A 22,904-nucleotide genomic window follows, 5' to 3' on the forward strand; every position below is an offset into this window, starting at 1 on the left:
TTTCTTATCTTCCGCATCGAAAAATGAAAAATTGAAATGAATAAAAGTTTAGTACTCCTGTTTTTCCTGATGGCAGCATTGGGTTTTGCCCAGCAAGGGCCATATTACCAGCAATTTGCTAAATATAAAATGGATATTGATGTAGATGCCGCTGGTTTCACCTACAACGGTAAGCAAACCATTACCTATACCAATAACTCGCCGGATGAGCTGAAGGTGGTGTACTTTCATTTGTACTGGAATGCTTTCAAACCCGGCTCTATGATGGATCAGCGCGTGGCTTCACAAGGAAAAAACGGTGACTCCAGATTGCAGCGGAACGGAATTTCTACGCTGAGCACCATTCCCAAAGATCAGGAAGGAGCGCAAAACATTCACTGGATTAAACAAAACGATAAGGATCTGAAATTTGAAATTCAGGAGACCATCATGAAGGTGGAACTGAACACGCCGCTGCAGCCCAACACTTCCACCACATTTACCATGGAATGGGATGCGGTAATCCCGGAGCAAATTCGCCGTGCCGGCAGAAATAACCGGGAGGGTATAGACATGACCATGACGCAGTGGTATCCCAAAATTGCCGAATATGATTATGATGGCTGGGCAACTTTTGATTATATCGGCCGTGAGTTTCATGCGCCGTTTGCAGATTTTGAAGTCAACATTAAAATTGACAAGGACTATATTATAGGAGCAGGCGGAACGTTAATGAATGAAAATGAAGTTCGGGGGTACAGCCGGAATGCTGTAGTGAAAGCCGACGACCAGAATAAAGCTACCTGGCGGTGGACGGCAAAGAATATTCTGGATTTTGCATGGGCCGCAGACCGTGACTATACAGTGGAAACCTTTACGGTGCCAGACGGCCCCAAAATCTATTATGTCTATCAGAAATCCGAGAAAACTAGCCATTGGGAAACCTCTAAACCGTATGTAACCAAATTTTTTCAATTGATGAATACGGATCTGGGAAGGTACATCTATCCCAGCTATGCTTTTGTACAGGGCGGAGATGGCGGTATGGAATATGGTATGGCCACCATGATGCTGGGTGAAGGCAGAACCCTTGAAGGACTGGTGGGATTAATGGTGCATGAAGGCGGACACTCCTATAACCAACAGATTCTGGCCACCAATGAAAGCATGCGTCCATGGCTGGATGAAGGCTTTACCAGCTATTATGACAGTAAAATTATGCATCAGTTATTCCCGCCGGAGCAACCGGTACCCAATCCCTTCATGAGCAGCCTGCAGAGCTACCGTAACTTTACCAAAAGAGGATTGGAAGAGCCGGCAGTATGGTTGGGAGATCATCATGATCACGGAACAGCGTATTCATTCGCAACCTATGTGAAGGGTGAGCTCTACCTGGTGCAACTGGGCTACATTATGGGTGAAGAGACCCTGTCGCTGGTCATGAAAGAATTTTATAACCAGTGGAAACTGAAACATCCTACAGACCGTGATTTCCTGCATATTGCCCAGAAAATTTCCGGGATGGATCTGAAATGGTTCCATCATTACTGGATCAATACCACCAAAACCATAGACTACGCCGTAAAGCATGTAGAGCACGGTGAAAATACGACTACCATCACCCTGCAGAATAAAGGCGATGTACCCATGCCGGTAGATTTCTCTGTGCTCACCCGGGATAAAAAACTTGTGCACTATCAGATTCCCCTGAATATGACCCGAACGTGGAAAAGTGAGGATATTTACGGATCGTTCAAAACACTGGCGTACTGGCCATGGACCCAGAAGGAATATACCTTTACTATTCCGTATGGTAAAGATGAAATTTCTGCGATGGGAATTGACTTTTCCCAGAGACTGGCAGATGTGGACCCAGAAGATAATATACTGGAAATCAAATAAAAAATCAAAGGATGCCCATGACTTCTATTGTAATTAACATTGGCAATACCAATATCCGTTTTGGTCTTTTTGATGATGAAAACTGTGATATTTCCTGGATTCTGAATACCAAGCCGTACCGCACCAGTGACGAACTCCAGATGCAGTTCCTCATAATGTATCAGGCGCATAAAATCAATCCAGAATCCATAGATAAAATCATCATCGGCTCGGTGGTGCCCCAGCTCACATATGACATTACCAGAGCCATACAGAAACTGCATCAGCGCAAGCCGGTGATCGTAGACCGTGCCACCGTATCTGCGGTAATTCCCAAGTCCAGACAAATGGGTACGGATATCTATGCCAATCTGGTGGCAGCCCACCACCTCTATCCCGGGAGAAAGAAGATTATATTTGATTTTGGAACCGCACTGACTGCCAGTTGTCTGGACGAAGAAGGAAGTACAGTAGGCGTCATCATCGCACCGGGAATCATCACATCACTTAATTCGCTGATTCATGATACTGCGCAACTTCCTGAAATTGAACTGGTGAAACCAAAATCCGTTTTGGGTCTGGATACCGTTTCCTGTATGCAAAGCGGAATGGTGTACGGATATCTGGGAATGGTAGAGGGTTTTATAGACCGCATCAATGCGGAGGTAGATGATGATTGCTTCGTGATTGCTACCGGTGGTGTTTCACATGTGTATAAGCCTCTGACGGAGAAAATTCACGTAGCAGACCGTTTGCATACCCTCAAGGGACTCTATTATCTGGGAAAAGATCTGTAAAGCCACACAGGTTCAACTGTTTTAAAACTTAACCGGTTACAAAAGTGGGTTGATTATCGTTTGGATCTAAAAAAATCTTTGATCACCGCCGAGCATTGATCCGCCATCACCCCGGTAATGACCTCGGTTTTGGGATGCAGTTGCAGATTTTTATTGATGAAGCCTCGCTGTTCGTCCCGGGCGCCGATGACCACTTTAGAAATCTGTGACCAGCTCAGCGCACCGCAGCACATCACACATGGTTCCAGGGTAATGTACATGGTGCATTTTTGTAAATATTTGCCGCCCAGAAAATTGGCTGCCGCCGTGATGGCTTGCATTTCAGCGTGTGCCGTCACATCATTCAGCGTTTCTGTAAGGTTGTGGGCACGGGCGATAATGCGGTTGTTGGAGACAATGATGCAGCCTACGGGTACTTCATCTCTTTCCAGCGCGGCTTCCGCTTCCTGAAGCGCCAGCTTCATGTAATATTCATCAGAAAAAATCATTTTGGCAGATTTTCAACTAAAAATTACGGTTAGAAACGATATCCGATGCCCGCCATGATTCTGCCGGTAACTTCACTGAAGATATCATCTCCGGTATCGCCAAACAATCTGGCAATACCACCACTGGCTTCTATAACCAAACCGTTGCGTACCACCCATTTACCGCCAACTCCGAATCCCGCTCCTGCAGCCGTTCTCTTGATTTCTTTTTCGCTTTCGGTATAGTACCCACCATATTCGTTAGAGATAAATATCATTTCGTGATCTTTGAAAGTGGTAATGGGTACAAACCCTTCCAGAAAGAAGCCGCTGGCGAAATTTTTTCCGAAGTAGAATCTGTAATAGGGTGAAAACTGGCTGAAGCCGGTGTTATCTTCGCCCAAACCTATAATAACGTTCAGACCCAAACCGTTGTGTTCGGTAAGGATTCTCTCGTAGGTAACATTGGCTGCAGGAACTGCAATGAGCATGATGGGGTCACCTATAATGTCATTTCTTCTCTCAGTAGGGGTTTCCTGCGCGTCAATCATAAGAAATGAGAGGAGTAACAGGACGAAACCAATTTTTTTCATAGCGAATTCTTTTAGCAAAAGTAAGTTTTTCTATGTTTTACGCCAGCATTTTCTGAGCTTTTCTGATGCCTTCGGCCAGGATATCTATTTCTTCCAAAGTATTATAAATGGCAAAACTGGCGCGTACCGTTCCGGCAATATTAAAGAAGTCCATAATGGGCTGCGTACAGTGATGGCCTGTTCTTACCGCAATGCCCAGTTTATCCAGAATCATTCCGACGTCAGAACTTATGCCGGCATTCAGAAGGTTAAAGGATACCACACCGGTACGCGGCGCATTTTCCCCGTAAATCTTCAGGTTGTCAATCTCCAGCAGTTTGCTTTGGGCATAGTTCAGTAATTTGTTTTCATGTTCCTGAAGTGCCTCGTGACCAATGCTGTTCATGAAATCAACGGCAGCACCCAGTGAGATATTTCCGGCTATATTGGGCGTGCCTGCTTCAAATTTGAAGGGCAGTCCGGCATAGGTAGTACCGGTGAATGAACAGGTTGCAATCATCTCTCCACCTCCGTGAAACGGTGGCAGCATTTCCAGAATCCGCTCTTTGCCGTACAGGATGCCGGTGCCGGTGGGCGCATACATTTTATGTCCGCTGAAAACAAACAAGTCACAGTCCAGATCCTGTACATCTGTTTTGAAGTGGGGTACTGCCTGTGCCCCGTCCATAAGAATCAGTGCATCAGATTGTTTTCTGATTCTGGCAATCATTTCCTTCACCGGATTGATGATTCCCAGCGCGTTGGACACATAATTAAAGGAAACGATTTTTGTTTTCTCACTCAGGTTCTCCTCCAGAAAATCCAGTTGTAAAATACCGTTTTCATCTATGGGAATAACTTTCAGAATGGCGCCGGTGCGTTCGCACAGCATTTGCCACGGAACAATATTGGAGTGATGTTCCAGGTAGGAGACGATGATTTCATCTCCTTTTCTGATGAGGTTTCCGTTTGAAAGGGCATACGCTACCAGATTGATGCCTTCTGTAGTGCCTTTGGTGAAAATCACTTCGTAGTCATGAGCTGCGTTGATGAATTGCTGAACCTTGCGGCGGGCAGCTTCCATTTCTTCTGTAGCCAGCTGGCTCAGGGTGTGAATGCCGCGGTGCACATTGGCATTGAGTTCCCGGTAGTATTTTGCTTCGGTCTCTATGACTTGCAACGGTTTTTGGGAAGTAGCAGCATTATCCAGATATATCAGAGGTTTCCCGTTTATCGTGCGTTCTAATACCGGGAATTGTTGGCGAATGTGTTGTAGGTGTGACATGTGTCTTGTTTGGAACGGTTCAAATTTACGGAAAATATTATTAGCCGGCGGGTGGGTGTGGCTTTCTGCGGCTTCATGGTACAACTAAAAAAACCTGCCATTGACTGACAGGTTTTCTATTTTGATAAATATGATTGCTTATTCAGCTGCAGCAGCAGGTGCTTCACCTTCGGCTACTGCTTCAGTTTCTTCTTCATCGTCATCACCTGCAGAAGCACCGCCTTTCATTGCATTTCTGGACATCTTCACGGCTGCAATTACAGCGTTGTCCGGATGCATGAATGTGTACATTTCAGATTTCACATCGCCTACATATAATTTATTTCCGATTTTCAGTGGCGTTACATCTACCACTACTTCATCCGGAAGGTTTGCAGGGATTGCCTTGATTTTCAGTTTACGGTAAGTCTGACGCAGTACACCACCGGCCATAACACCTTTTGCACGACCTGTAATACGTACCGGAACGTCCATAATTACCGGTTTGTCTTCAGAAAGCTGATAGAAGTCTGCATGCAGGATTCTGTCAGTAATCGGGTGAAACTGAATGTCCTGAAGTACTGCCGGAATTGTTTCTCCGTCAATGACCAGTTCTACTGTGTGTGCTTCAGGAGTATAAACCAGATTCTTAAAAGATTTCTCTTCTGTAGAAAAGTTTAATGGTTCGTTTCCTCCATACACAACACAAGGAACTAATTCAGCATCACGTAAAGCTTTGGTTGATTTTTTGCCCACGCTTTCTCTTTTTGCGCCTTGGATTGTAATAGATTTCATAAGTGATAAAAAATGTTAGATTTTTGTGGGTGCAAATATAAAAAATAATTTTTAATAAAAAAATCCTTCCGCAGCGAAAGGATTTTGAAAATCAGTATGATATTGTCTTTTTTAGATGATGAATTTTTCACTGATGGATTTATGCTCATGCACCATCTTCATCACATCTGCAAAAAGTCCTGCACAACTCAGCACTTTTATTTTGTCCGTGAGGTCTGTTTTTAAGGGAATGGTATCTGTCACAATGACCTCTACCAGTTGCGAGTTGTTGATGTTTTCATATGCCTTACCGGAAAAGACTCCGTGTGTGGCCATGGCCCGCACAGATTTTGCACCATTGGCCATCAGAATATCTGCAGCTTTGCAAAGGGTACCACCGGTATCAATCATATCATCAATCAGAATTACATTTTTACCTTTTACATCACCAATCAGGAACATCTCTTCTACCACGTTGGCTTTTTTACGTTCCTTGTATGCAATAACCACTTCAGCTCCCAGATGTCCAGCGTAGTTTTTTGCTCTTTTGGCACCACCCATGTCCGGAGACGCAATGGTTAAATTATCTAATCCTAAAGACTGAATATAATCTATGAATATAGTAGATGCATATAAATGGTCTACCGGAATTTCAAAGAATCCCTGAATCTGATCGGCATGAAGGTCCATGGTCATAATCCTTGTGGCACCGGCAGCGGTAAGAAGATTTGCTACCAGTTTTGCACCAATGGGTGCTCTGGGTTTGTCTTTTCTGTCCTGTCTTGCCAGTCCGTAGTAAGGAATTACCACGGTGATGTTTTTGGCAGATGCCCGCTTGGCAGCATCAATCATTAAGAGAAGTTCCAGCAGGTTGTCTGCAGGCGGAAAGGTGGAACCTATCAGGAATACCCTGCCTCCTCTTACAGACTGATCCAGTACCGGTTCAAATTCTCCGTCACTGAATTCCTGGAAATTAATCTTGCCCATTTCCTGCCCATAATGTTGTGCAATTTTTTCGGCCAATTGCTTGCTTGTTCGTGTTGAAAACAGATACGTTAACTGTTGAGCCATTTTTACTTTTTTTTAAGGATACAAATTTAAAAAAATAAAACCACCTGATTTGGCTCAGATGGTTTTAAAATAATCAATTTTTCAAAAAGCATTACGGAAACGTAACCCCCGAATACGAATTTACATTCACCTGAGGCAGGTTAGAGCCATACTTATTGTTGATGGCTTTAATAAATTCATTGCCTATAATGGCATAACCACGGCCGGTAAGGTGCACACCGTCCAGAGAGAATGTTCCTCCGGTTACAAAAGTGGTGGTGTATTTTACACCGTCAAACTGAATCCCCGACTGGGTGTGCAAATCGGCCATTTTTCCGTTGGCGTTTACCAGCGCAAGTCCATAAGTAGTGGCCAGGCCGCTGATGACCTGATTATAAGCAGTCACAGCTGTTGAAATATTGGATATCTCTGTAGCGGTCAGTGAAAATCTATCATGCAGCGGGAAAGATGCTCCTACAATAAACTGCGATGTAGCGGTGGGTGCCTGCCCGGTAAGCGCGTCTTTTCCGAGCTCATTGGCCGCGGTAAGCAGAATCAGTTCCCCGGGTTTTGCCTGGCGGGCCTGCCCGAATGCCGAGCCAAGGAATGCAGCCTGCTGGGCAGGGTATCCGTTCGCAGAAAGTACTGCAGTAAGCTGGGCAGATACATTCTGAAGAGAGTTATCTACGATGATTACCGGATTCTGGCCGGCATTAACCAACTCAAACCGGTCTCCCGCGCCCAGAAATGTAAGTGCAGCTTTCAGCGGCTGATACAAAGAGGTGTTCAGGGTTTGTGCCGTAGCAGCATCCAGAGAGATTTCATTATACCGGACTCTAGTGAAATGTGGAATGGTCGTGACGTCCGGAATATTGGCAATAACCCCTTTTGAGGCCCCTACACTTTTCAGTCCGTCCAGCACTGCTTTTATGGCAGCTCCTACCAGTTGTGGATCTGAAATGTCATTGGCAGCATAAGTCGCCGGATTGGTATTTCCGGTTTGCACTACTGCCGGTGTGTACAGCGTTGCTCCGCCTGCAGACTGAGAATTCATCCCACCATTGGTCGCGTAGGACAATACATCATTATTCCCAATCCACAGTGAAAAGAATGTAGGTTGCAGCGACATGGCATCACTGAGTACAGAGGAGGTTGCAGGATCTTTGGCAAATCTCACAAAGTATGGATTAGCCATACCTATCGCCAGATTTGCAGGATTGCCGTATCCGGGAATCACCAGATGATAGGATTTAGCTCCTGGTACACCCATATTATGATACGGTCCGGATGAATAGATGTTCTGAAGGGTTGTGGCGCCGGTGCCCTCTGCAAAATCCAGTCCCAGAGAGGAATTCAGAACGCGCTTGTTTGGAAATCCTATAGAAGGGATGCCTCCCAGTTCATCTGCCATCAGCGGTATATTGAAATCTCCGCCACCGGCAAGCTTCATCTGGGTGGCGATCATGTTCGGGAAGGATTCAATCTGCCCCTGTCTGTACAGAGCTCCGTCTCTGTATCCTGAGGTCAGCGAGTTGCCTATGGAAATAAATCTGCTGAAATCTGCTGTTCCACTGGTAACCGGTATGTCATTTACGTCATTTTCAAAATCGGTATCACAGCTGTAAGTAAACAGAAGAAGGGAGGCTGCCAGAGATGATATTAATATTTTTTTCATAGTTTCTTCTTATTTTAAGTTATAGTTCACGCCCAGACCGAAGTAGAATGTGCTTGCTTTGGCCTGTCCGGAAAAGCTGGTATTTACATTGTTAAAAGTTCTGCTTTTCGGGAATGTTTTGGCAGCCGCCAGGTCTACGCCCAGACTGCCGAAATTAAGTCCGATACCACCGGTAATGGCATGTGCATCAAATGATGGGGTTTCCGGAATAAAATCCTTATCTTCATAAGGGGCCTCGTCATAATACCATCCCAGTCTTGCAGCGATCATAGAGCTGAAGGTGTATTCTGTACCCACCCGGAAGTTTGTGGTGTTATGGAAGTTTTTCGGGTTTACCAGAATGGTAGGGTCGGCCTGATTGCCCACAGGAGCATTTTCAAAATCCAGTGTCAGTTTATCATATTTTTCCCAGCCTACATAGTTCATGTCTGCCGAAATTGTCCAGTTCGGGGTTACTTTATAGGTAGCACCTATGGTAAATTCTTCTACCAGCGGCAATGTGGCTTTAAAACCATCTTTTCCGGAAGCATCCAGCCCTACCAGCGGGTACAGTACCGGACTGATGTTGAAACTTGCGACGCCATTTTCAGCTTTCATATTGACCGGTGACCGGTACGCTACAGAAACATCCCACTGGTCATCCGGCTGGAAGTAAAAGCCTACTCCCATACCGTGCCCGGAGGCATCTTCGTCTTTAATGTTCATGGTTCCGTTGAAATTGGTCACTGCTTTATCCCAGTCCACCGTTCCTTTGGCATAAATATAACTGGCACCCAGGGAAGCCCATGGAGCAAGTTTCACAGAAATCATCGGTTGGAAGTACAAGCTCTTTAGTGACATTTTTTGTACAATTTCACGCCCTGCCCAGTCTTCCGGCCATTGGATGGTGCTTCCAAACGGGGTAGAAAAACTGAAACCAACAGATAAATTATCCACAACTTTGTACGCTACAGCTGCATAGATGGGGGTTCCCAGGGGGTTATCTGTTTCATACGTCTGCATCGTAGTGGGATTCTGGTAAGTCACTTTGGACATTGCACCAAAGCCGCCTGCAGCAACACTCAGCTTAGCCGGGATAAAGGAAATACCTGCCGGATTGAAGAAAGCAACGCTGGCATCCTGGGCATGGGCACTGGTGTGTGCCATGGCCAATTGTTTTACCCCTTGCAGAGAAACCCGGAAGCCTCCTGCATAGGCCATCATGCCTGCCAGTAATGTGGTCGTAATTAAAACTTTTTTCATAAAAATTGTTAATAAATATAATCCAAATATATAATTATTTTGGATACAGATGTTAACAAAACTTAATATTTATGCATAATTCGCAAAGAAAAAGCTATGTATAAAATACCACCGGTGAAAGGTTTATATCTGATGTTGGAAAATGATCAGTGTACAGATTTCGGATCTTGTGGTGGTTTTCAAAAATATAGCATATCGTAAGACCGGATTTAAAAATTATTCTAAATTTGCAGATTAAAGAAAATTGAAAATACAGAAATATGAGTTGTGGATGCAAAACATCCGGCGATTCTGCTCATAACTGCGGTACAAAATCCGCAAACGGCTGTGACAATGTAGATACCTGTGGTAATAGCTATAAATTAAGTGTTTTTGACTGGCTTGCAAACGTACAGAATCCCACTGCGGAGAAGTGCAATATTGTAGAAGTGCGGTTTAAAAATGACAGAAAACAGTTCTTTAAGAACGTAAACGGATTACCGCTTCACATTGGAAGCATCATAACAGTAGAATCAAGCCCCGGACATGATGTGGGTGTAGTAAGCCTTACGGGAGAGCTGGTAAAAGTTCAGATGAAGAAAAAAAATGTTCCCGAAGAGAGCGTTTTGAAAGTTTACCGGCTTGCGAATCAGAAAGATATAGAAACCTGGCACGAGGTGCGCGGCAAAGAAGACCCCACCAAAATCCAGGCACGCAAAATTGCCCAGCACCTGCGGCTGGATATGAAGATTACGGATGTGGAATACCAGGGAGACGGAGGTAAAGTTACCTTCTACTACACCGCAGAATCCCGCGTGGATTTCCGGCAGCTGATTAAGGAATTTGCAGCCGCTTTCCGGACCAAGATTGATATGAAGCAGATCGGTTTCCGGCAGGAAGCGGCCAAAATAGGAGGAATTGGTTCCTGTGGCCGTGAGCTGTGCTGCTCTACATGGCTTACCGATTTCCGGTCAGTGAATACCAATGCAGCTCGATATCAGCAACTGAGCATTAACCCTCAGAAACTTGCTGGCCAGTGCGGAAAACTGAAATGTTGTCTGAATTACGAACTGGACAGCTATATGGATGCGCTGCGGAACTTCCCGCCTACCAGTACTACCCTGGATACGGAGAAAGGAAAAGCATTCTGTATTAAAATTGATGTTTTTAAAAGAAAGATGTGGTTTGCCTATGCAGAACATCCGGTGGCATGGTATGATCTGGAGATTGATGACGTTCATCAAATGATCGCGCAAAATAAAAAAGGTGAAAAGTGCAGTCCGCTGGAAGACATGAAGGCCGTTTCGCCGGAAACTTTCGCAAAATCCACTGATTTGATTCAGGAAAGCAGTCTCGACCGCTTCGAACATAAAAACCGGGGCAAAGGACGTGGCAGAAAGCCGGATAATAAAAAGCCGGATAACCGGAAACGAAATGAGGATGCCAAAGGTCCAAGGCCGAACGGAAAAAAACAGAATGCAGACCGCAGAAAAAAATCTGAACCCCGGGCAGAAGGCCAGCAGGCAGTGAAAACGCAGCCCAGACCTGCCGGTGAAGCGGGAACCAGACCCAACGCACAGAAAAAGAAACATCACCCCAGAAAGAATACCCCCAAAAGAGATAACAATGCATAAACAAATCGGTTTACTGTGCCTGCTTTTTGCCCTGCTGAGCTGCAATTCCCATTCAGAAAATCTGAAAACTGCTGATGTGAATAACAGTTGGGACAAAAAAACAGCCCATGAATTTCAGTATGAAATAAAAAATGCTCAGGAACCGAAAAATATTATATTTGTTGTGAGAAACAACAACAGTTATCCGTACAGCAACCTGAGGCTGATCATCAATGTGGCAGACCAGAACAAAAAAACCATTTTGACTGATACCATCAATGAAATAATGGCAAAGCCCGACGGATCATGGATTGGCAAAGGATTTGGTGAAGTAAAGGAAATTCAGTTTCCCTTCCGCAACCAGTTTCAGTTCCCGGCAGATGGAACGTATACCATAGGAATTATACAGGCCATGAGAGAGGATAAACTGCAGGGAATAGAAGATATAGGAGTAATAGTAGAACCGTCTAAACCATAAAGACATCTTAATGGACGATAAAAAAAATACCGGCAGCAGTAAGCGAACCTTTCCGCTGCCTCCGAAAAAGAAACCGAATAATGGTTGGCGAAAATGGGTGAAATTCATTTGGGCAGCACTTATTGCGGTGGTTTTGGGAATTGTTATTTTATTTTTTGCCGTTTCTCAGGGCTTTTTAGGAGAAATGCCGGAAGTAGAAGAACTGGATAATCCGGATATTTATGTGGCTTCCGAAATTTATTCTGCAGATAATGTTTTGCTGGGAAAATTTGAAAAAGAAAAAACACAGCCGGTTAATTTCAGTGATCTGCCGCCTCACCTGGTATATGCATTACAGGCCAAAGAAGATGAACGTTTTAAGGAGCACTCCGGGATTGACCTGCAGGCCGTAGCCCGTGCGGTGTGGTTCGGAGGAGACCGTGGCGGAGGTTCCACCATTTCTCAGCAGCTGGCCAAACTGCTCTTCACGCCGGATCCTGCCTCCAATAAAATGAAAAGAGCTTTTCAGAAACTCAAGGAGTGGGTAGTGGCGGTAAGCCTGGAAAAAAGGTATACGAAAGAGGAAATTATTACTTTGTATTTTAATAAATTCGACTTTTTGTATAATGCCAACGGTGTAGAAATGGCTTCACGCATCTATTTCAACAAATCCACAAAGGATCTCACCCTCCCGGAAGCGGCTATGTTCGTGGCGATGCTGGAAAATCCGGTGAAAAACAACCCGAAAAGAAATATAGAAAGAGCGAAGGAAAGACGGGATATCGTACTGAGTCAGATGCTGAAAACAGGATATCTGGATCAGGCTACGTATGAAAAGGCAGTGGAACAACCCATCGTTTTGGATTATCAACCGGTAAAATCCATTGATGAAGGCTATTCTGCATACTATAAGTTTTATCTTAGGAAAGAAATAGAAGGTTACCTGCAGGAAAATGAGAAGAAAACGGGCAAACCGCTCAATCTTTATAAAGACGGTCTTAAAATTTACATCACCCTGGATTCTAAAATGCAGAAATACGCAGAAGAATCCATCAGGGAACACCTTACACAGCTTCAGGCAAGTTTCGACCGGGAACAGCGCGGACGGAAAGATGCACCTTTTTATCTGATTAATGATAAACAGATCAATAGTATTATGATGGCTGCGGTAAGAAGAACCGGAAGGTACAAACAGCTGAAAGCAGCCGGTGTATCAGAAGATTCCATCATGATTGATTTCCACACACCGGTGAAAACGTCACGTTTTACCTGGAACGGAGAAGAAGAAGTGGAAATGACCCCGTGGGACTCCATCCGCTATCACAAACAGATTGCGCAGGCCGGACTGATGTCTATGGTGCCGGGAACCGGTGAAATTAAAGCCTGGGTGGGCGGCATTAACTGGCAGCATTTTCAGTATGACCATATCAAACAGGGAAAAAGACAGGTGGGATCTACCTTCAAACCTTTTGTTTATGCGGCAGCCATTATGAACCTGGGCATGACTCCTTGTTCCGAAGTATCAAATGCTACGTATACCAAAGGTTCCTGGCGGGTATCTGGCTCTGGAGGAATGCGCACCCTGAAGGATGCACTGGCGTTCTCCCGAAACCCGGTAGCCGTACGCCTTATTGAGATGACCACGCCCAAGAAAGTGATTCAGCTGGCCAGAGATTTGGGCGTGACAGAAGACATGCCGAATGAATACGCCATTGCACTGGGCTCATCGGATATTACCATTTATGAAATGCTGGGCGCATACAGCACCTTTGCCAATTATGGAAACTACATTAAACCCGAAATGATCTGGCGGATAGAAGACGCCAATGGCCGGGTGATTAAAGAAGTAGTGAGCGAAGAACGTGAGGTGATGAACGAGAAATACGCCTATACCATGATTGAACTCATGAAAGGGGTAGCGCAGTTTGGTACCGCCTCCGGCGAACTGGGAAGACGCGGCATCAGTAAGGCGGTGGAAATTGCCGGTAAAACCGGAACCACAGATAACAACTCCGATGGGTGGTTCATGGGAATTGTACCCAATCTTTCTACCGGAGTCTGGGTAGGCTGGGAAGACCGTGCCGCCCACTTCAGAAGCACCGGTGAAGGACAGGGAGCCAAAATGGCTTTGCCAATCTGGGCTATTTATATGAAGAAAGTGTGGGCAGACAAAAGCCTGGGCATTAGTCCGGACGATAAATTCATCAAGCCATCAGACTGGGAAGACGGTTGCCAGGCACTCCAGGGACTGGGAGGCGGCTACGGGGACGAAGGTCCGCTGCAAACCATGGATGAACTGAAAAATCCAGTGATAGAGCAAACCGTAAAACCCACCAATGGCAAAAAAGAAGAAAATGTGAATGAAGCCATCAACCGGGGTGACGAGGTGGATTTCAACAAATAAAATTACAAATACAGCCTGCACATCTGCAGGTTGTATTTGTTTTTAGAGTTATTTAATTGCTTCTTTTTTCCAGTATTCTAGCTGGTTCTTTAAATCTTCAATTTCCTTTTCATAAGAAGCAATCAGTTTTCTGGGAAGATCTGAATACTCATTAAAAATATTGTCATTAAAGCCCTGAAATCCTTGTGAGCGGTCTTTATTCTCTTGGTTAAAATTTTTTTGTGAATCCAGATCCAGGAGATTGTCCAGCGGGGTTTGTAATACTTTTGAGATCTGCATCAGCCTTTCGATGGTCGGTTTGGTATCCCCGGTTTCTATTTTGCGGTATCCAGACCTACAGATCCGGCTCGTGCGCCATGTTCTCATAAGAAAAACCTTTCTTGTTCCGTATTTCTGTAAATTTTGTGAATTATTTGCTCCGTAAAAGTGCGCCTTGTTTTAAAAAAATAGTCCTAAACTTGTTCTGTCTAACAACTTAAAATAACCCTAATTTATCCTGATTCGTTCAAAATGTATGAAATGCAGCCTCTCCAGAAGTAATTCTGAGGAGGTTTCTGTTTTAGTGTGGAAAATACGCGTAGGACTTAGTGGGCTTATTTGAGTACGGTGAAACACCATAAAATAGAATGTCCGGGGGATTTTTTTATGCCTAAATTTGCAGGATGAATGTGCATCAGATTACCCAACAATATACAGAATACTTTCCCGGGGATTTATCGGGAAACACCATGCAGCGGCAAACGCCCAAAGTGCTTTTTGCCCTCACCAAAACTGCAGGTTTTGACCATCCGGAACTAATCGTATTGAATCAAAAATTGTCTTTGGAGATCGGTCTGGGAGACTATTCGGAAAAAGATCTTAATTTTCTTGTCGGCAATGATCTGCCGACGGATATGAAAACTTATGCCACTGCCTACGCCGGACATCAGTTTGGCAACTGGGCGGGTCAGCTGGGTGACGGCCGTGCCATATTTGCGGGTGAAATTGAAAATTCCCGGGGTCAAACCACAGAACTTCAGTGGAAAGGTGCCGGTGCCACACCGTATTCCCGTTTTGCAGACGGAAGGGCAGTGCTACGCTCCTCTGTAAGGGAATACCTGATGAGTGAAGCCATGCACCATCTGGGTGTGCCCACCACAAGAGCATTAAGCCTGGCCTTTACCGGTGAAGATGTGGTGCGGGACATCATGTACAACGGTAATCCCAGGCCGGAGAAAGGCGCGGTAGTCCTGAGAACTGCCGAAAGTTTTCTGCGCTTCGGACATTTCGAATTGCTGTCTGCCCAAAAAGAAACTGAAAACCTGAAAAAACTTGCAGATTTTACCATAGAGCGCTACTTCCCTGAGATTACCTCTGCAGGAACGCAGAAGTATAAAGACCTGTACCGTAATATCTGCAGCCGTACTGCCTCCATGATTGTGGAATGGTACCGCGTGGGGTTTGTGCATGGGGTCATGAATACGGATAATATGTCTGTGCTGGGGCTCACCATAGATTACGGTCCGTTTTCTATGCTGGATGAATTTGACCTTAATTTTACCCCCAATACCACGGATCTGCCGGGAAGACGATATGCCTTCGGTAAGCAGGCGCAGATTTCGCAATGGAATCTCTGGCAACTGGCCAATGCTTTGTTCCCGCTGATTAATGATGAGAAGTTTCTGGAAGAGACCTTACAGGCTTACAACGATGAATTCTGGCAGAAGCATGACCGGATGATGGCTGATAAGCTGGGTCTGGATGAGGTTCTGGCCGAAGACGAAGATTTTTTTATCGGCGTGCAGACGCTGATGCAGGATCTTCAGCTGGATTATACTTTGTTTTTCCACCGGCTGGAGAATCATCTGCACGGTGATGCTGAAATTCTTGCAGACGAAATCTCATATCTGCCTGCATCCACCGAAAATCAGGGGAAAATCAATGTTTTTCTGAAAGAATACCGTAAACGGCTGGCAAAAAATAGTATTTCTTTAGCAGAATCGATTGCGCTGATGCAAAAAACCAACCCTAAATTCACCCTGCGGAATTATCTGTTATTTGAATGTATTGAAGATCTGATTCACGGCCAGCGCGAAAAATTTGACAAATTGCTGGATGCCCTGGAACATCCTTACGAGGAACGATATCCGGAATTTTCTGTGAAAAGGCCTCAAAAATACGAGAACGTTGCCGGATGCAGCATGCTTTCGTGCAGTTCGTAGTATATTTTTTTCTTTGTTTTTGCATGGGAAAGTATATTTTTGCCGAAAAATAATCAACGGTGAAGTTAACAAATAAGTTGAGCGGTTTTCTGAAAACGGTATTTCCGCAGAACAAAACGGAGTGGAGTTTGCTGCTTTTTTTCCTGGCGGCTTACGGCTTTTTTGCCGCTCATATTGCGCTGAATTACCGGATTATCTTTGACAATCGTATTCCCTGGGATGCGTATTTCAGTTTTGATAACCGCGCTATTGTGATGACCGGCGGTGGTTTTGAAAGACACCCGCTGGCGCATTATTTTTTTGACATGATCAGAAATGTTGCCAAATGGATTTCCGGAGGCAAGTATGATGCAGATTTCCGGCTTACACTGGCACTGCTGTCCACTGCAGCGGTAAGTTTTACCATGCTTCATCTCTTTAAATATCTGAGAAACATCATCCGGTTGCCGGTATGGATCTGTATTTTTCTGGTGCTGTTTTTTTCTTTGTTTTCTACCAGTATTCTCCTTTCTTTCACTCCGGAAACCTATACCTACACCCTGTTTTTATTGGTTTTGTTTAATTATTATGCTGCCCTGCGGCTCAGGAAGAATCAGCCTGTTTCGCCAGCAGCGCTTATTCTGGGGACTGTAACGGTGGGCGGACTTACGATTACCAATGCGGCCAAGGTTTTTATTCCGGTGTTGTTTGAAAACGGTTTATTTCGCCGGGGAAAGAAATTTTTGAGCGCAGCCGTCCGGGGTATTGTTGCCGTGGCAGTTTTTGCTTTGCTGTATCTGAACCGGCTGAATTTTGATGTCCAGCGAATTTTTACCAAAACCGGCGAGCAGTATGAAAAATTTTCAAATCCGAAAATCACGCCGCTGTGGGACATGATTACCTCCTGGTTCTGGGGTGGTAATATGCTGTTTCCGTCTTTTGTGCTCCGGGATTACCACAATAAGAAACGATTCGAATATAAAGCAATCTTTATGGACGTTTATACCGGCTGGGCACCGTATCTGTTTGCAGGGCTGGTGTTTGGACTGGTAATTTGGGGATATGTCACGAATTTTAAAAACAAACTGGTGCAGATTCTGATGGTGTCATTTCTGGTAGATGTCATCATTCATGTAGTAATGAAATTCGGACTGCATACTGCTTATATCTATGGCGGTCACTTTATTTTCGTGGTTCCGCTGATGCTGGGCTGGCTGATCTCGTATTATAAAGATGTTCCCCTGAAACGCATGTTTATTCTGGCTGTAGCCGGGATTCTATTTATTTTCTTACTGATGAACAATGCCTTCAGGGTTCAGGAGTTTTTACTGTTTCTTAAAGTCTTTTATGCATAAAAAAACCGGCGAAAATGCCGGTTATGGTGTGATGTTGTTATTTTTATTTGGCTTCCACACAGAAAACTCGGTATTGTACCGCTACTGCAGTATTAAAATGTTGTCTGATTCGGGACAAATCCGGTGCCGCACTTTGTTTTGAGAAGTAGCTCCCGGCCATAATTTTATAATTGGGGCGCAGTGATGCATCGGTTTCTACCTTCATATTGGGAAACAATTTTCTGAAATCAGCCTTTACCTGGTTGGCTTCTGCATTACTTTTTACTACGGCCAGTTGTATCTTGTAGCCCAGAATACGCGGGTTCCGGCGGCATACTTCTGCATTGGTGAGTTCCCGGTTTGGTACCAAAACCCTTGTTTTATTCGAAGGATTTGCAAGTGTACCGCTACTGCTTTTTCGCTCGCAGTTCTCCTCAAGGTCTTCCATTGCATTATTCACACGGCTGTCCATGGAGATGGTAAGCGGGGTGCCGGATAAAGTGTCTGTTTTCACAATTTGTTGTGCATGTGTGCAATACGAAAATGAAAAGAAGGTTACGGCAATTATTTTAATTAATTTATTCATTCAATTTATTTTGAGCAAATTTATAACAAATAAAAATTATTCCAAACTGTCTTATTTAGAACAGTTATAAATTAAGCGCAAAACCAATTCGTAACCCTTATGGCTTGTTAATTTACTGTTAAATATCTTATTTTTGCGGCACTGATTATATTCTTTGAATTCTAAAAATTAGTACTAACATAAGTTTATTATAAATGATTAGTTGGAAAAAGCATTACAAAAAAGGGCTGTTAGCGTTATCGCTTTTGCTTACAGCCAGTGCTTCTGTTTACGCGCAGGGCGATGCTAAAAAGGGGGAAGAGCTCTTTAAGGCAAACTGTACCGCCTGTCACGCTTTGGATAAGCAATTGATAGGCCCCGCACTGGGAGGTGTGGTGGATAGGTTAAAGACCGAACAAAACCTGGATAATGACTGGCTGCACAAGTGGATCAAGGACAGTAAAGCCTTACGCGAGTCTGGTGATAAGTATGCCAATGAGGTATTCGAGAAATTTAACCAGACTGAAATGTTGCCTTTCCCTAATCTTACTGATCAGGACATAGACGATATTCTGGAATATACCACCAATCCGCCAGCACCGGAACCTGCAGCAGCAGCGGACGGAGCTGTTGCGCAAGATTCTGCCGCCGCACTGGAAGCAGAAAAAGCGGCTAAAACTACCTCTACCATCGTCATCATTTCCCTGCTGGCCATTTGTGGCTTACTGGTTTGGCTGTTACTGAAACTCAGACAACTGGTGAAGTTGCAGCAAACAGAGGAACTGGCGGGACTGAACGCTACCAGAGCTTATTCCCTGGGCGATCTGTATTCCAAGTACAGTTTTGTAGGAAAAGGATTGCTGGCTCTGCTGGGTCTTCTGGCCTTCTACGGCATCTGGAACTGGATGATGTGGATTGGGGTGTACAAAGGTTATAAGCCCGAACAGCCTATTCATTTCTCACACAAAATTCACGCCGGCGAAAATAAAATTGACTGTCAGGTTTGTCACTCTTCAGCCAAGTACGGAAAAGTATCAGAAATTCCTTCCATGAATGTGTGTATGAACTGTCACAGAACCATCTCTGAATACAATGGTAAGTATATGGAGCCAGGTAAAGACAAGGCGTTCTACGATGCTGAAATTCAAAAAATCTATGCCGCAACCGGTTGGGATCCGGCTTCACAACAGTACACCGGTAAAACAGAGCCTGTAGAATGGGTGAGAATTCACAATATGCCGGATTTTGTGTACTTTAACCACGCACAGCACGTAGTGGCAGGAGAACAAGCCATTATCAACTCGCATAATGCCAAGAACCCGGACAATAAGATTGATGTAGTATGTAAAGCGTGTCACGGAAACGTAGATCAGATGGATGTTGTGGAAATGGCAAATGACTTTACAATGGGTTGGTGTATTGACTGCCACAGAACTACTGAAGTAGATATGAGCAATGGATACAATCAGGAATATTTCCAGAACCTGCATGAGAAACTGAAAAAACAGTATCCGAAGAAAGAAGGAAAGATTACTGTAGATGCAATCGGTGGACTTGAATGTGGTAAATGTCATTATTAATAACTAAAAATTAGAAGTATCAATGGCTTCAAATAAAATACAATTCAGAAGTATTCATGAGCTTAAGGATCCGGCCTTAAACGGAAAACTGGCTCAAAAAGAGTTTCAGGATGAACTTCCTGTAGATGAAATTCTGACAGATGATCAGTTAACGCAGAGTGAAAACGGAACCTCCAGAAGGGATTTCCTGAAGCTTTTAGGATTCTCTACCGCAGCGGTTACCCTGGCTGCCTGTGAGGCGCCTGTGGTGAAAACCATTCCTTATGTGGTAAAACCCCACAGCATTATCCCGGGTGTACCCAATTATTATGCTTCTGCCTATTTTGACGGATTTGATTTTGCCAGCGTGCTGGTAAAAACCAGAGAGGGAAGACCGATAAAAATAGAAGCCAATCCTGCTGCTGGTAATTTAGGTAAAACCAGCGCCAGAGCTCAGGCCAGTGTTTTATCCCTTTATGATAATGATAAAATAAAACAGCCCAAACTGGATGGCAAAGACGCGACTTTTGATAAAGTAGATGATTATGCAATCAATGCAATCAACCAGGCTGCCGGGGCAGGAAAAAGAATTGTGCTTCTGTCACACTCTTTTGCTTCTCCTACTTTCAAGAAATTATTCGCTGATTTCAAAGCAAAATATCCTACTGCAGAACTGGTAACCTATGATGCATATCCTTATGCAGCGGGTCTGGATGCAGCACAGGAAGTCTTCGGACAGCGTGCATTACCTGTGTATGACCTGAGCAGCACAGAACTTGTGGTTTCATTTCAGGCAGATTTCCTGGGTGATTATAACGGCGGAGGTTTAGAACCTTCTTATGCTGTAGCGAAAACTCCCGGTTCCAAAATGCTGAAGCATATTCAAGTGGAATCTAACCTGTCTTTAACCGGAGCCAATGCAGATATCCGCATCCCGCTGAAGCCAAGTGCGGTAAACAAAATGCTTGTAGAAGTATACAACGTACTGAACGGCGGATCTTCATCTGATACCAATGCAAAACAGATTGCCACAGATCTTCAGGAAAAAGGAAATAAAGCGGTAGTATTTGCAGACGGATCCAAAGCAGCGTATGTTCTGGCACACCTGATCAACCAAAAATTAGGTTCTGCAGCATTTACCGGTAAGGCCAATCTTCTGAAAGAATTTGACGGAGCAAGATATCAGGAATTCCTGGGTTGGATGAATGCCGGCCAGGTAGATGTACTGATTACCAATAACGTAAACCCAATCTATTCTTCCCACAAAGCTGAAGCTTTCAAAGCGGCAGTAGCAAAAGTAAAATCTGTTATTGCAGTAGCCGATAAGAAGAATGAAATGTATAAAGCGGCACATGCGGTGATTCCGGTGGCTAACTGGCTGGAAAGCTGGGGCGACCTTACTCCTGAAACCGGTGTGTATGCGCTGATGCAGCCTACTATTCAGAAAATCTATAAATCCAGACAGATTGAAGAATCGCTCCTGGTATGGTTGAATGGCAAAGGTCATGAAGCGAACGATTATTATACTTATCTGAAAGCCAACGCGGCTGCTTATACCAACGGAAGCAGTTTCAATAAAGCATTATATAATGGTTTTGTACCGGGCGGCAGCACTTTGACACTTGCGTATGCGGGTGGCAACGGGGCGCAGGCTACTGCCGAACTTTCGGGATTTAAAGCAGCAAATTTTGAGTTGTCTCTGTATACCAATACTGCTATAGGAGACGGTACCCAGGGCAATAACCCATGGCTGCAGGAACTTCCGGACCCGATCAGCAGACTATCCTGGGATAACTATCTGACGGTATCTCCTGAAGATGCTAAGAATCTAGGACTGGAGAATGACCTTAATGCAAGAATGCAACTGAATGGGTCCCGTGCTAATATTACGGTAAACGGTGTTCAGCTGAAGGACCTTCCTGTGCTTATTCAGCCGGGTCAGGCAGACGGATCTTTTGGTCTGGCACTGGGTTACGGAAAGAAAGATTCCGGGAAAGTTGCGGAAACGGGTATCAATGCCTACCCGCTGTTTGACGGCTCCAACCTTGTTGTTTCAGGCGTTCAGATAGAAAAAGCTTCCGGAACACATGAGTTTGCAGGAATGCAATTGCAAAACACCCTGATGGGTCGTTATGAAATTGCGAGAGAAGTGCCTTTGGATGACTTCCTGAATGTACCTTTTGATGATCCTTTGAAGGGATGGAACAAACCATTGGAATACCATACCCTTACAGAATCTACTCCTGCAGGTAAAATTACCCTTTGGGATGAGTTTGATGATACCGATGGTCCTCACTTTAACCTTTCCGTTGACCTGAATGCATGTACCGGCTGTGGAGCTTGTATCATTGCTTGCCAGGCAGAGAACAACGTTCCGGTGGTAGGGAAAGAAGAGATCAGAATGTCCAGAGATATGTACTGGCTCAGAATTGACCGTTACTATTCTGCCAAAGAAAAGATTACGCCTCAGCAGCAGGTAGAAAGAGGACTGAATGTACCACAGGTATATGATATCCTGATAGAACCAGCCAAGAATCCTGATGTCATCTTCCAGCCGGTGATGTGTCAGCACTGTAACCATGCGCCTTGTGAAACGGTATGTCCGGTGGCGGCTACTTCACACGGTAAGCAGGGTCAGAACCAGATGGCGTATAACAGATGTATCGGTACCAGATATTGTGCAAACAACTGTCCGTACAAAGTAAGAAGATTCAACTGGTTTACTTATAACCTGAATGACAGATTCGACTTTAATCAGAATAATGATTTAGGAAGAATGGTTCTGAATCCGGATGTGGTGGTAAGAACCAGAGGGGTAATGGAGAAATGCTCCATGTGTATCCAAATGACACAGAACACCATTCTGGAAGCCAAGAAAGAAGGCAGAGCGGTGGTAGATGGTGAGTTCCAGACCGCTTGTTCGGCAGCTTGTTCTACCGGGGCTATGAAATTTGGTGATATGAATGACAAATCTTCGGAGGTGAGAAAACTGTTCAACAGTAACAGAAGATATACTTTGCTTGAGGAAATCGGTACCAAACCGAATGTATTCTACCATACCAAAGTAAGAAACAGAAAAGAAGATAATAAAGTATAAATAATAATAATAAGG

Annotated in this window: 18 protein-coding genes; 9 read left to right on the plus strand and 9 right to left on the minus strand. The window is 44.5% G+C overall.

Features of this window, described 5'->3' with window-relative positions; translation table 11 throughout:
- Positions 1–36 precede the first annotated feature (36 nt).
- Positions 37–1,881, plus strand: a complete 1,845-nt coding sequence (locus tag LKO26_RS05875) for a M1 family metallopeptidase (protein WP_227586918.1) — start codon at positions 37–39, stop codon at positions 1,879–1,881.
- 17 nt (positions 1,882–1,898) lie between these two features.
- Positions 1,899–2,657 (plus strand): type III pantothenate kinase, encoded by a 759-nt coding sequence (locus LKO26_RS05880; protein ID WP_227586919.1) that lies wholly within the window; start codon positions 1,899–1,901, stop codon positions 2,655–2,657.
- A 53-nt stretch (positions 2,658–2,710) separates the two neighbouring features.
- On the opposite strand, the gene LKO26_RS05885 is transcribed toward LKO26_RS05880, so the two are convergent.
- From LKO26_RS05885 to LKO26_RS05915, 7 genes are all read right to left on the minus strand, one after another.
- Positions 2,711–3,142: a nucleoside deaminase gene (locus tag LKO26_RS05885; RefSeq protein ID WP_227587068.1), complete on the minus strand. Its 432-nt coding sequence runs from the start codon at positions 3,140–3,142 to the stop codon at positions 2,711–2,713.
- A 32-nt stretch (positions 3,143–3,174) separates the two neighbouring features.
- Positions 3,175–3,717 carry a hypothetical protein gene (locus tag LKO26_RS05890; protein WP_227586920.1) on the minus strand — a complete coding sequence of 181 codons (543 nt, stop codon included), beginning with the start codon at positions 3,715–3,717 and terminating at the stop codon, positions 3,175–3,177.
- 37 nt (positions 3,718–3,754) lie between these two features.
- On the minus strand, positions 3,755–4,981 hold the full coding sequence (locus LKO26_RS05895) for an aminotransferase class V-fold PLP-dependent enzyme (RefSeq protein WP_227586921.1): 1,227 nt from the start codon (positions 4,979–4,981) through the stop codon (positions 3,755–3,757).
- A gap of 138 nt (positions 4,982–5,119) precedes the next feature.
- Positions 5,120–5,755, minus strand: a complete 636-nt coding sequence (locus LKO26_RS05900; RefSeq protein ID WP_227586922.1) for a 50S ribosomal protein L25/general stress protein Ctc — start codon at positions 5,753–5,755, stop codon at positions 5,120–5,122.
- 111 nt (positions 5,756–5,866) lie between these two features.
- Complete coding sequence (locus LKO26_RS05905; protein WP_227586923.1) at positions 5,867–6,805, minus strand: ribose-phosphate diphosphokinase; 939 nt, start codon at positions 6,803–6,805, stop codon at positions 5,867–5,869.
- Between the two features lie 91 nt (positions 6,806–6,896).
- On the minus strand, positions 6,897–8,459 hold the full coding sequence (locus LKO26_RS05910; RefSeq protein WP_227586924.1) for an SGNH/GDSL hydrolase family protein: 1,563 nt from the start codon (positions 8,457–8,459) through the stop codon (positions 6,897–6,899).
- A gap of 9 nt (positions 8,460–8,468) precedes the next feature.
- Positions 8,469–9,701 carry an OmpP1/FadL family transporter gene (locus LKO26_RS05915; RefSeq protein ID WP_227586925.1) on the minus strand — a complete coding sequence of 411 codons (1,233 nt, stop codon included), beginning with the start codon at positions 9,699–9,701 and terminating at the stop codon, positions 8,469–8,471.
- Positions 9,702–9,961: 260 nt separating this feature from the next.
- Here LKO26_RS05915 and LKO26_RS05920 point away from each other — a divergent pair, with 260 nt between their 5' ends.
- The 3 genes from LKO26_RS05920 to LKO26_RS05930 are packed head-to-tail and all read left to right on the plus strand — an operon-like array spanning position 9,962 to position 14,154.
- Positions 9,962–11,314, plus strand: coding sequence for a stage 0 sporulation family protein (locus LKO26_RS05920; RefSeq protein ID WP_227586926.1), 1,353 nt, complete (start codon positions 9,962–9,964; stop codon positions 11,312–11,314).
- On the plus strand, positions 11,307–11,771 hold the full coding sequence (locus LKO26_RS05925) for a gliding motility lipoprotein GldH (protein WP_227586927.1): 465 nt from the start codon (positions 11,307–11,309) through the stop codon (positions 11,769–11,771). The genes LKO26_RS05920 and LKO26_RS05925 overlap by 8 nt, the downstream gene beginning before the upstream one ends.
- Before the next feature lie 10 nt (positions 11,772–11,781).
- Positions 11,782–14,154, plus strand: a complete 2,373-nt coding sequence (locus LKO26_RS05930) for a penicillin-binding protein 1A (RefSeq protein ID WP_227586928.1) — start codon at positions 11,782–11,784, stop codon at positions 14,152–14,154.
- Between the two features lie 48 nt (positions 14,155–14,202).
- On the opposite strand, the gene LKO26_RS05935 is transcribed toward LKO26_RS05930, so the two are convergent.
- Positions 14,203–14,520 (minus strand): helix-turn-helix domain-containing protein, encoded by a 318-nt coding sequence (locus LKO26_RS05935; RefSeq protein WP_227586929.1) that lies wholly within the window; start codon positions 14,518–14,520, stop codon positions 14,203–14,205.
- 296 nt (positions 14,521–14,816) lie between these two features.
- Between LKO26_RS05935 and LKO26_RS05940 the strand changes: the two genes are divergently transcribed.
- Together LKO26_RS05940 and LKO26_RS05945 are read left to right on the plus strand one after the other, a co-directional pair.
- Entirely contained in the window at positions 14,817–16,355 is a 1,539-nt protein-coding gene (locus LKO26_RS05940) for a protein adenylyltransferase SelO (protein WP_227586930.1), read from the plus strand.
- Between the two features lie 59 nt (positions 16,356–16,414).
- Positions 16,415–17,689: a DUF6080 domain-containing protein gene (locus LKO26_RS05945; protein ID WP_227586931.1), complete on the plus strand. Its 1,275-nt coding sequence runs from the start codon at positions 16,415–16,417 to the stop codon at positions 17,687–17,689.
- Between the two features lie 43 nt (positions 17,690–17,732).
- Here LKO26_RS05945 and LKO26_RS05950 read toward each other — a convergent pair whose 3' ends face one another.
- Positions 17,733–18,254: an SPOR domain-containing protein gene (locus LKO26_RS05950; protein ID WP_227586932.1), complete on the minus strand. Its 522-nt coding sequence runs from the start codon at positions 18,252–18,254 to the stop codon at positions 17,733–17,735.
- Positions 18,255–18,448: 194 nt separating this feature from the next.
- Between LKO26_RS05950 and LKO26_RS05955 the strand changes: the two genes are divergently transcribed.
- On the plus strand, positions 18,449–19,813 hold the full coding sequence (locus LKO26_RS05955) for a c-type cytochrome (protein ID WP_227586933.1): 1,365 nt from the start codon (positions 18,449–18,451) through the stop codon (positions 19,811–19,813).
- 22 nt (positions 19,814–19,835) lie between these two features.
- Positions 19,836–22,889, plus strand: a complete 3,054-nt coding sequence (locus LKO26_RS05960; RefSeq protein WP_227586934.1) for a TAT-variant-translocated molybdopterin oxidoreductase — start codon at positions 19,836–19,838, stop codon at positions 22,887–22,889.
- Positions 22,890–22,904: the final 15 nt, after the last annotated feature.

The sequence above is a fragment of the Chryseobacterium sp. MFBS3-17 genome (assembly GCF_020687745.1).
GTDB lineage: Bacteria > Bacteroidota > Bacteroidia > Flavobacteriales > Weeksellaceae > Marnyiella.

Coding starts and splice junctions, on each gene's coding strand:
- LKO26_RS05875 (WP_227586918.1), top strand. CDS start 37: ATGAATAAAAGTTTAGTACTCCTGTTTTTCCTGATGGCAGCATTGGGT.
- LKO26_RS05880 (WP_227586919.1), top strand. CDS start 1,899: ATGACTTCTATTGTAATTAACATTGGCAATACCAATATCCGTTTTGGT.
- LKO26_RS05890 (WP_227586920.1), bottom strand. CDS start 3,717: ATGAAAAAAATTGGTTTCGTCCTGTTACTCCTCTCATTTCTTATGATT.
- LKO26_RS05895 (WP_227586921.1), bottom strand. CDS start 4,981: ATGTCACACCTACAACACATTCGCCAACAATTCCCGGTATTAGAACGC.
- LKO26_RS05900 (WP_227586922.1), bottom strand. CDS start 5,755: ATGAAATCTATTACAATCCAAGGCGCAAAAAGAGAAAGCGTGGGCAAA.
- LKO26_RS05905 (WP_227586923.1), bottom strand. CDS start 6,805: ATGGCTCAACAGTTAACGTATCTGTTTTCAACACGAACAAGCAAGCAA.
- LKO26_RS05910 (WP_227586924.1), bottom strand. CDS start 8,459: ATGAAAAAAATATTAATATCATCTCTGGCAGCCTCCCTTCTTCTGTTT.
- LKO26_RS05915 (WP_227586925.1), bottom strand. CDS start 9,701: ATGAAAAAAGTTTTAATTACGACCACATTACTGGCAGGCATGATGGCC.
- LKO26_RS05920 (WP_227586926.1), top strand. CDS start 9,962: ATGAGTTGTGGATGCAAAACATCCGGCGATTCTGCTCATAACTGCGGT.
- LKO26_RS05925 (WP_227586927.1), top strand. CDS start 11,307: ATGCATAAACAAATCGGTTTACTGTGCCTGCTTTTTGCCCTGCTGAGC.
- LKO26_RS05930 (WP_227586928.1), top strand. CDS start 11,782: ATGGACGATAAAAAAAATACCGGCAGCAGTAAGCGAACCTTTCCGCTG.
- LKO26_RS05935 (WP_227586929.1), bottom strand. CDS start 14,520: ATGAGAACATGGCGCACGAGCCGGATCTGTAGGTCTGGATACCGCAAA.
- LKO26_RS05940 (WP_227586930.1), top strand. CDS start 14,817: ATGAATGTGCATCAGATTACCCAACAATATACAGAATACTTTCCCGGG.
- LKO26_RS05950 (WP_227586932.1), bottom strand. CDS start 18,254: ATGAATAAATTAATTAAAATAATTGCCGTAACCTTCTTTTCATTTTCG.
- LKO26_RS05955 (WP_227586933.1), top strand. CDS start 18,449: ATGATTAGTTGGAAAAAGCATTACAAAAAAGGGCTGTTAGCGTTATCG.
- LKO26_RS05960 (WP_227586934.1), top strand. CDS start 19,836: ATGGCTTCAAATAAAATACAATTCAGAAGTATTCATGAGCTTAAGGAT.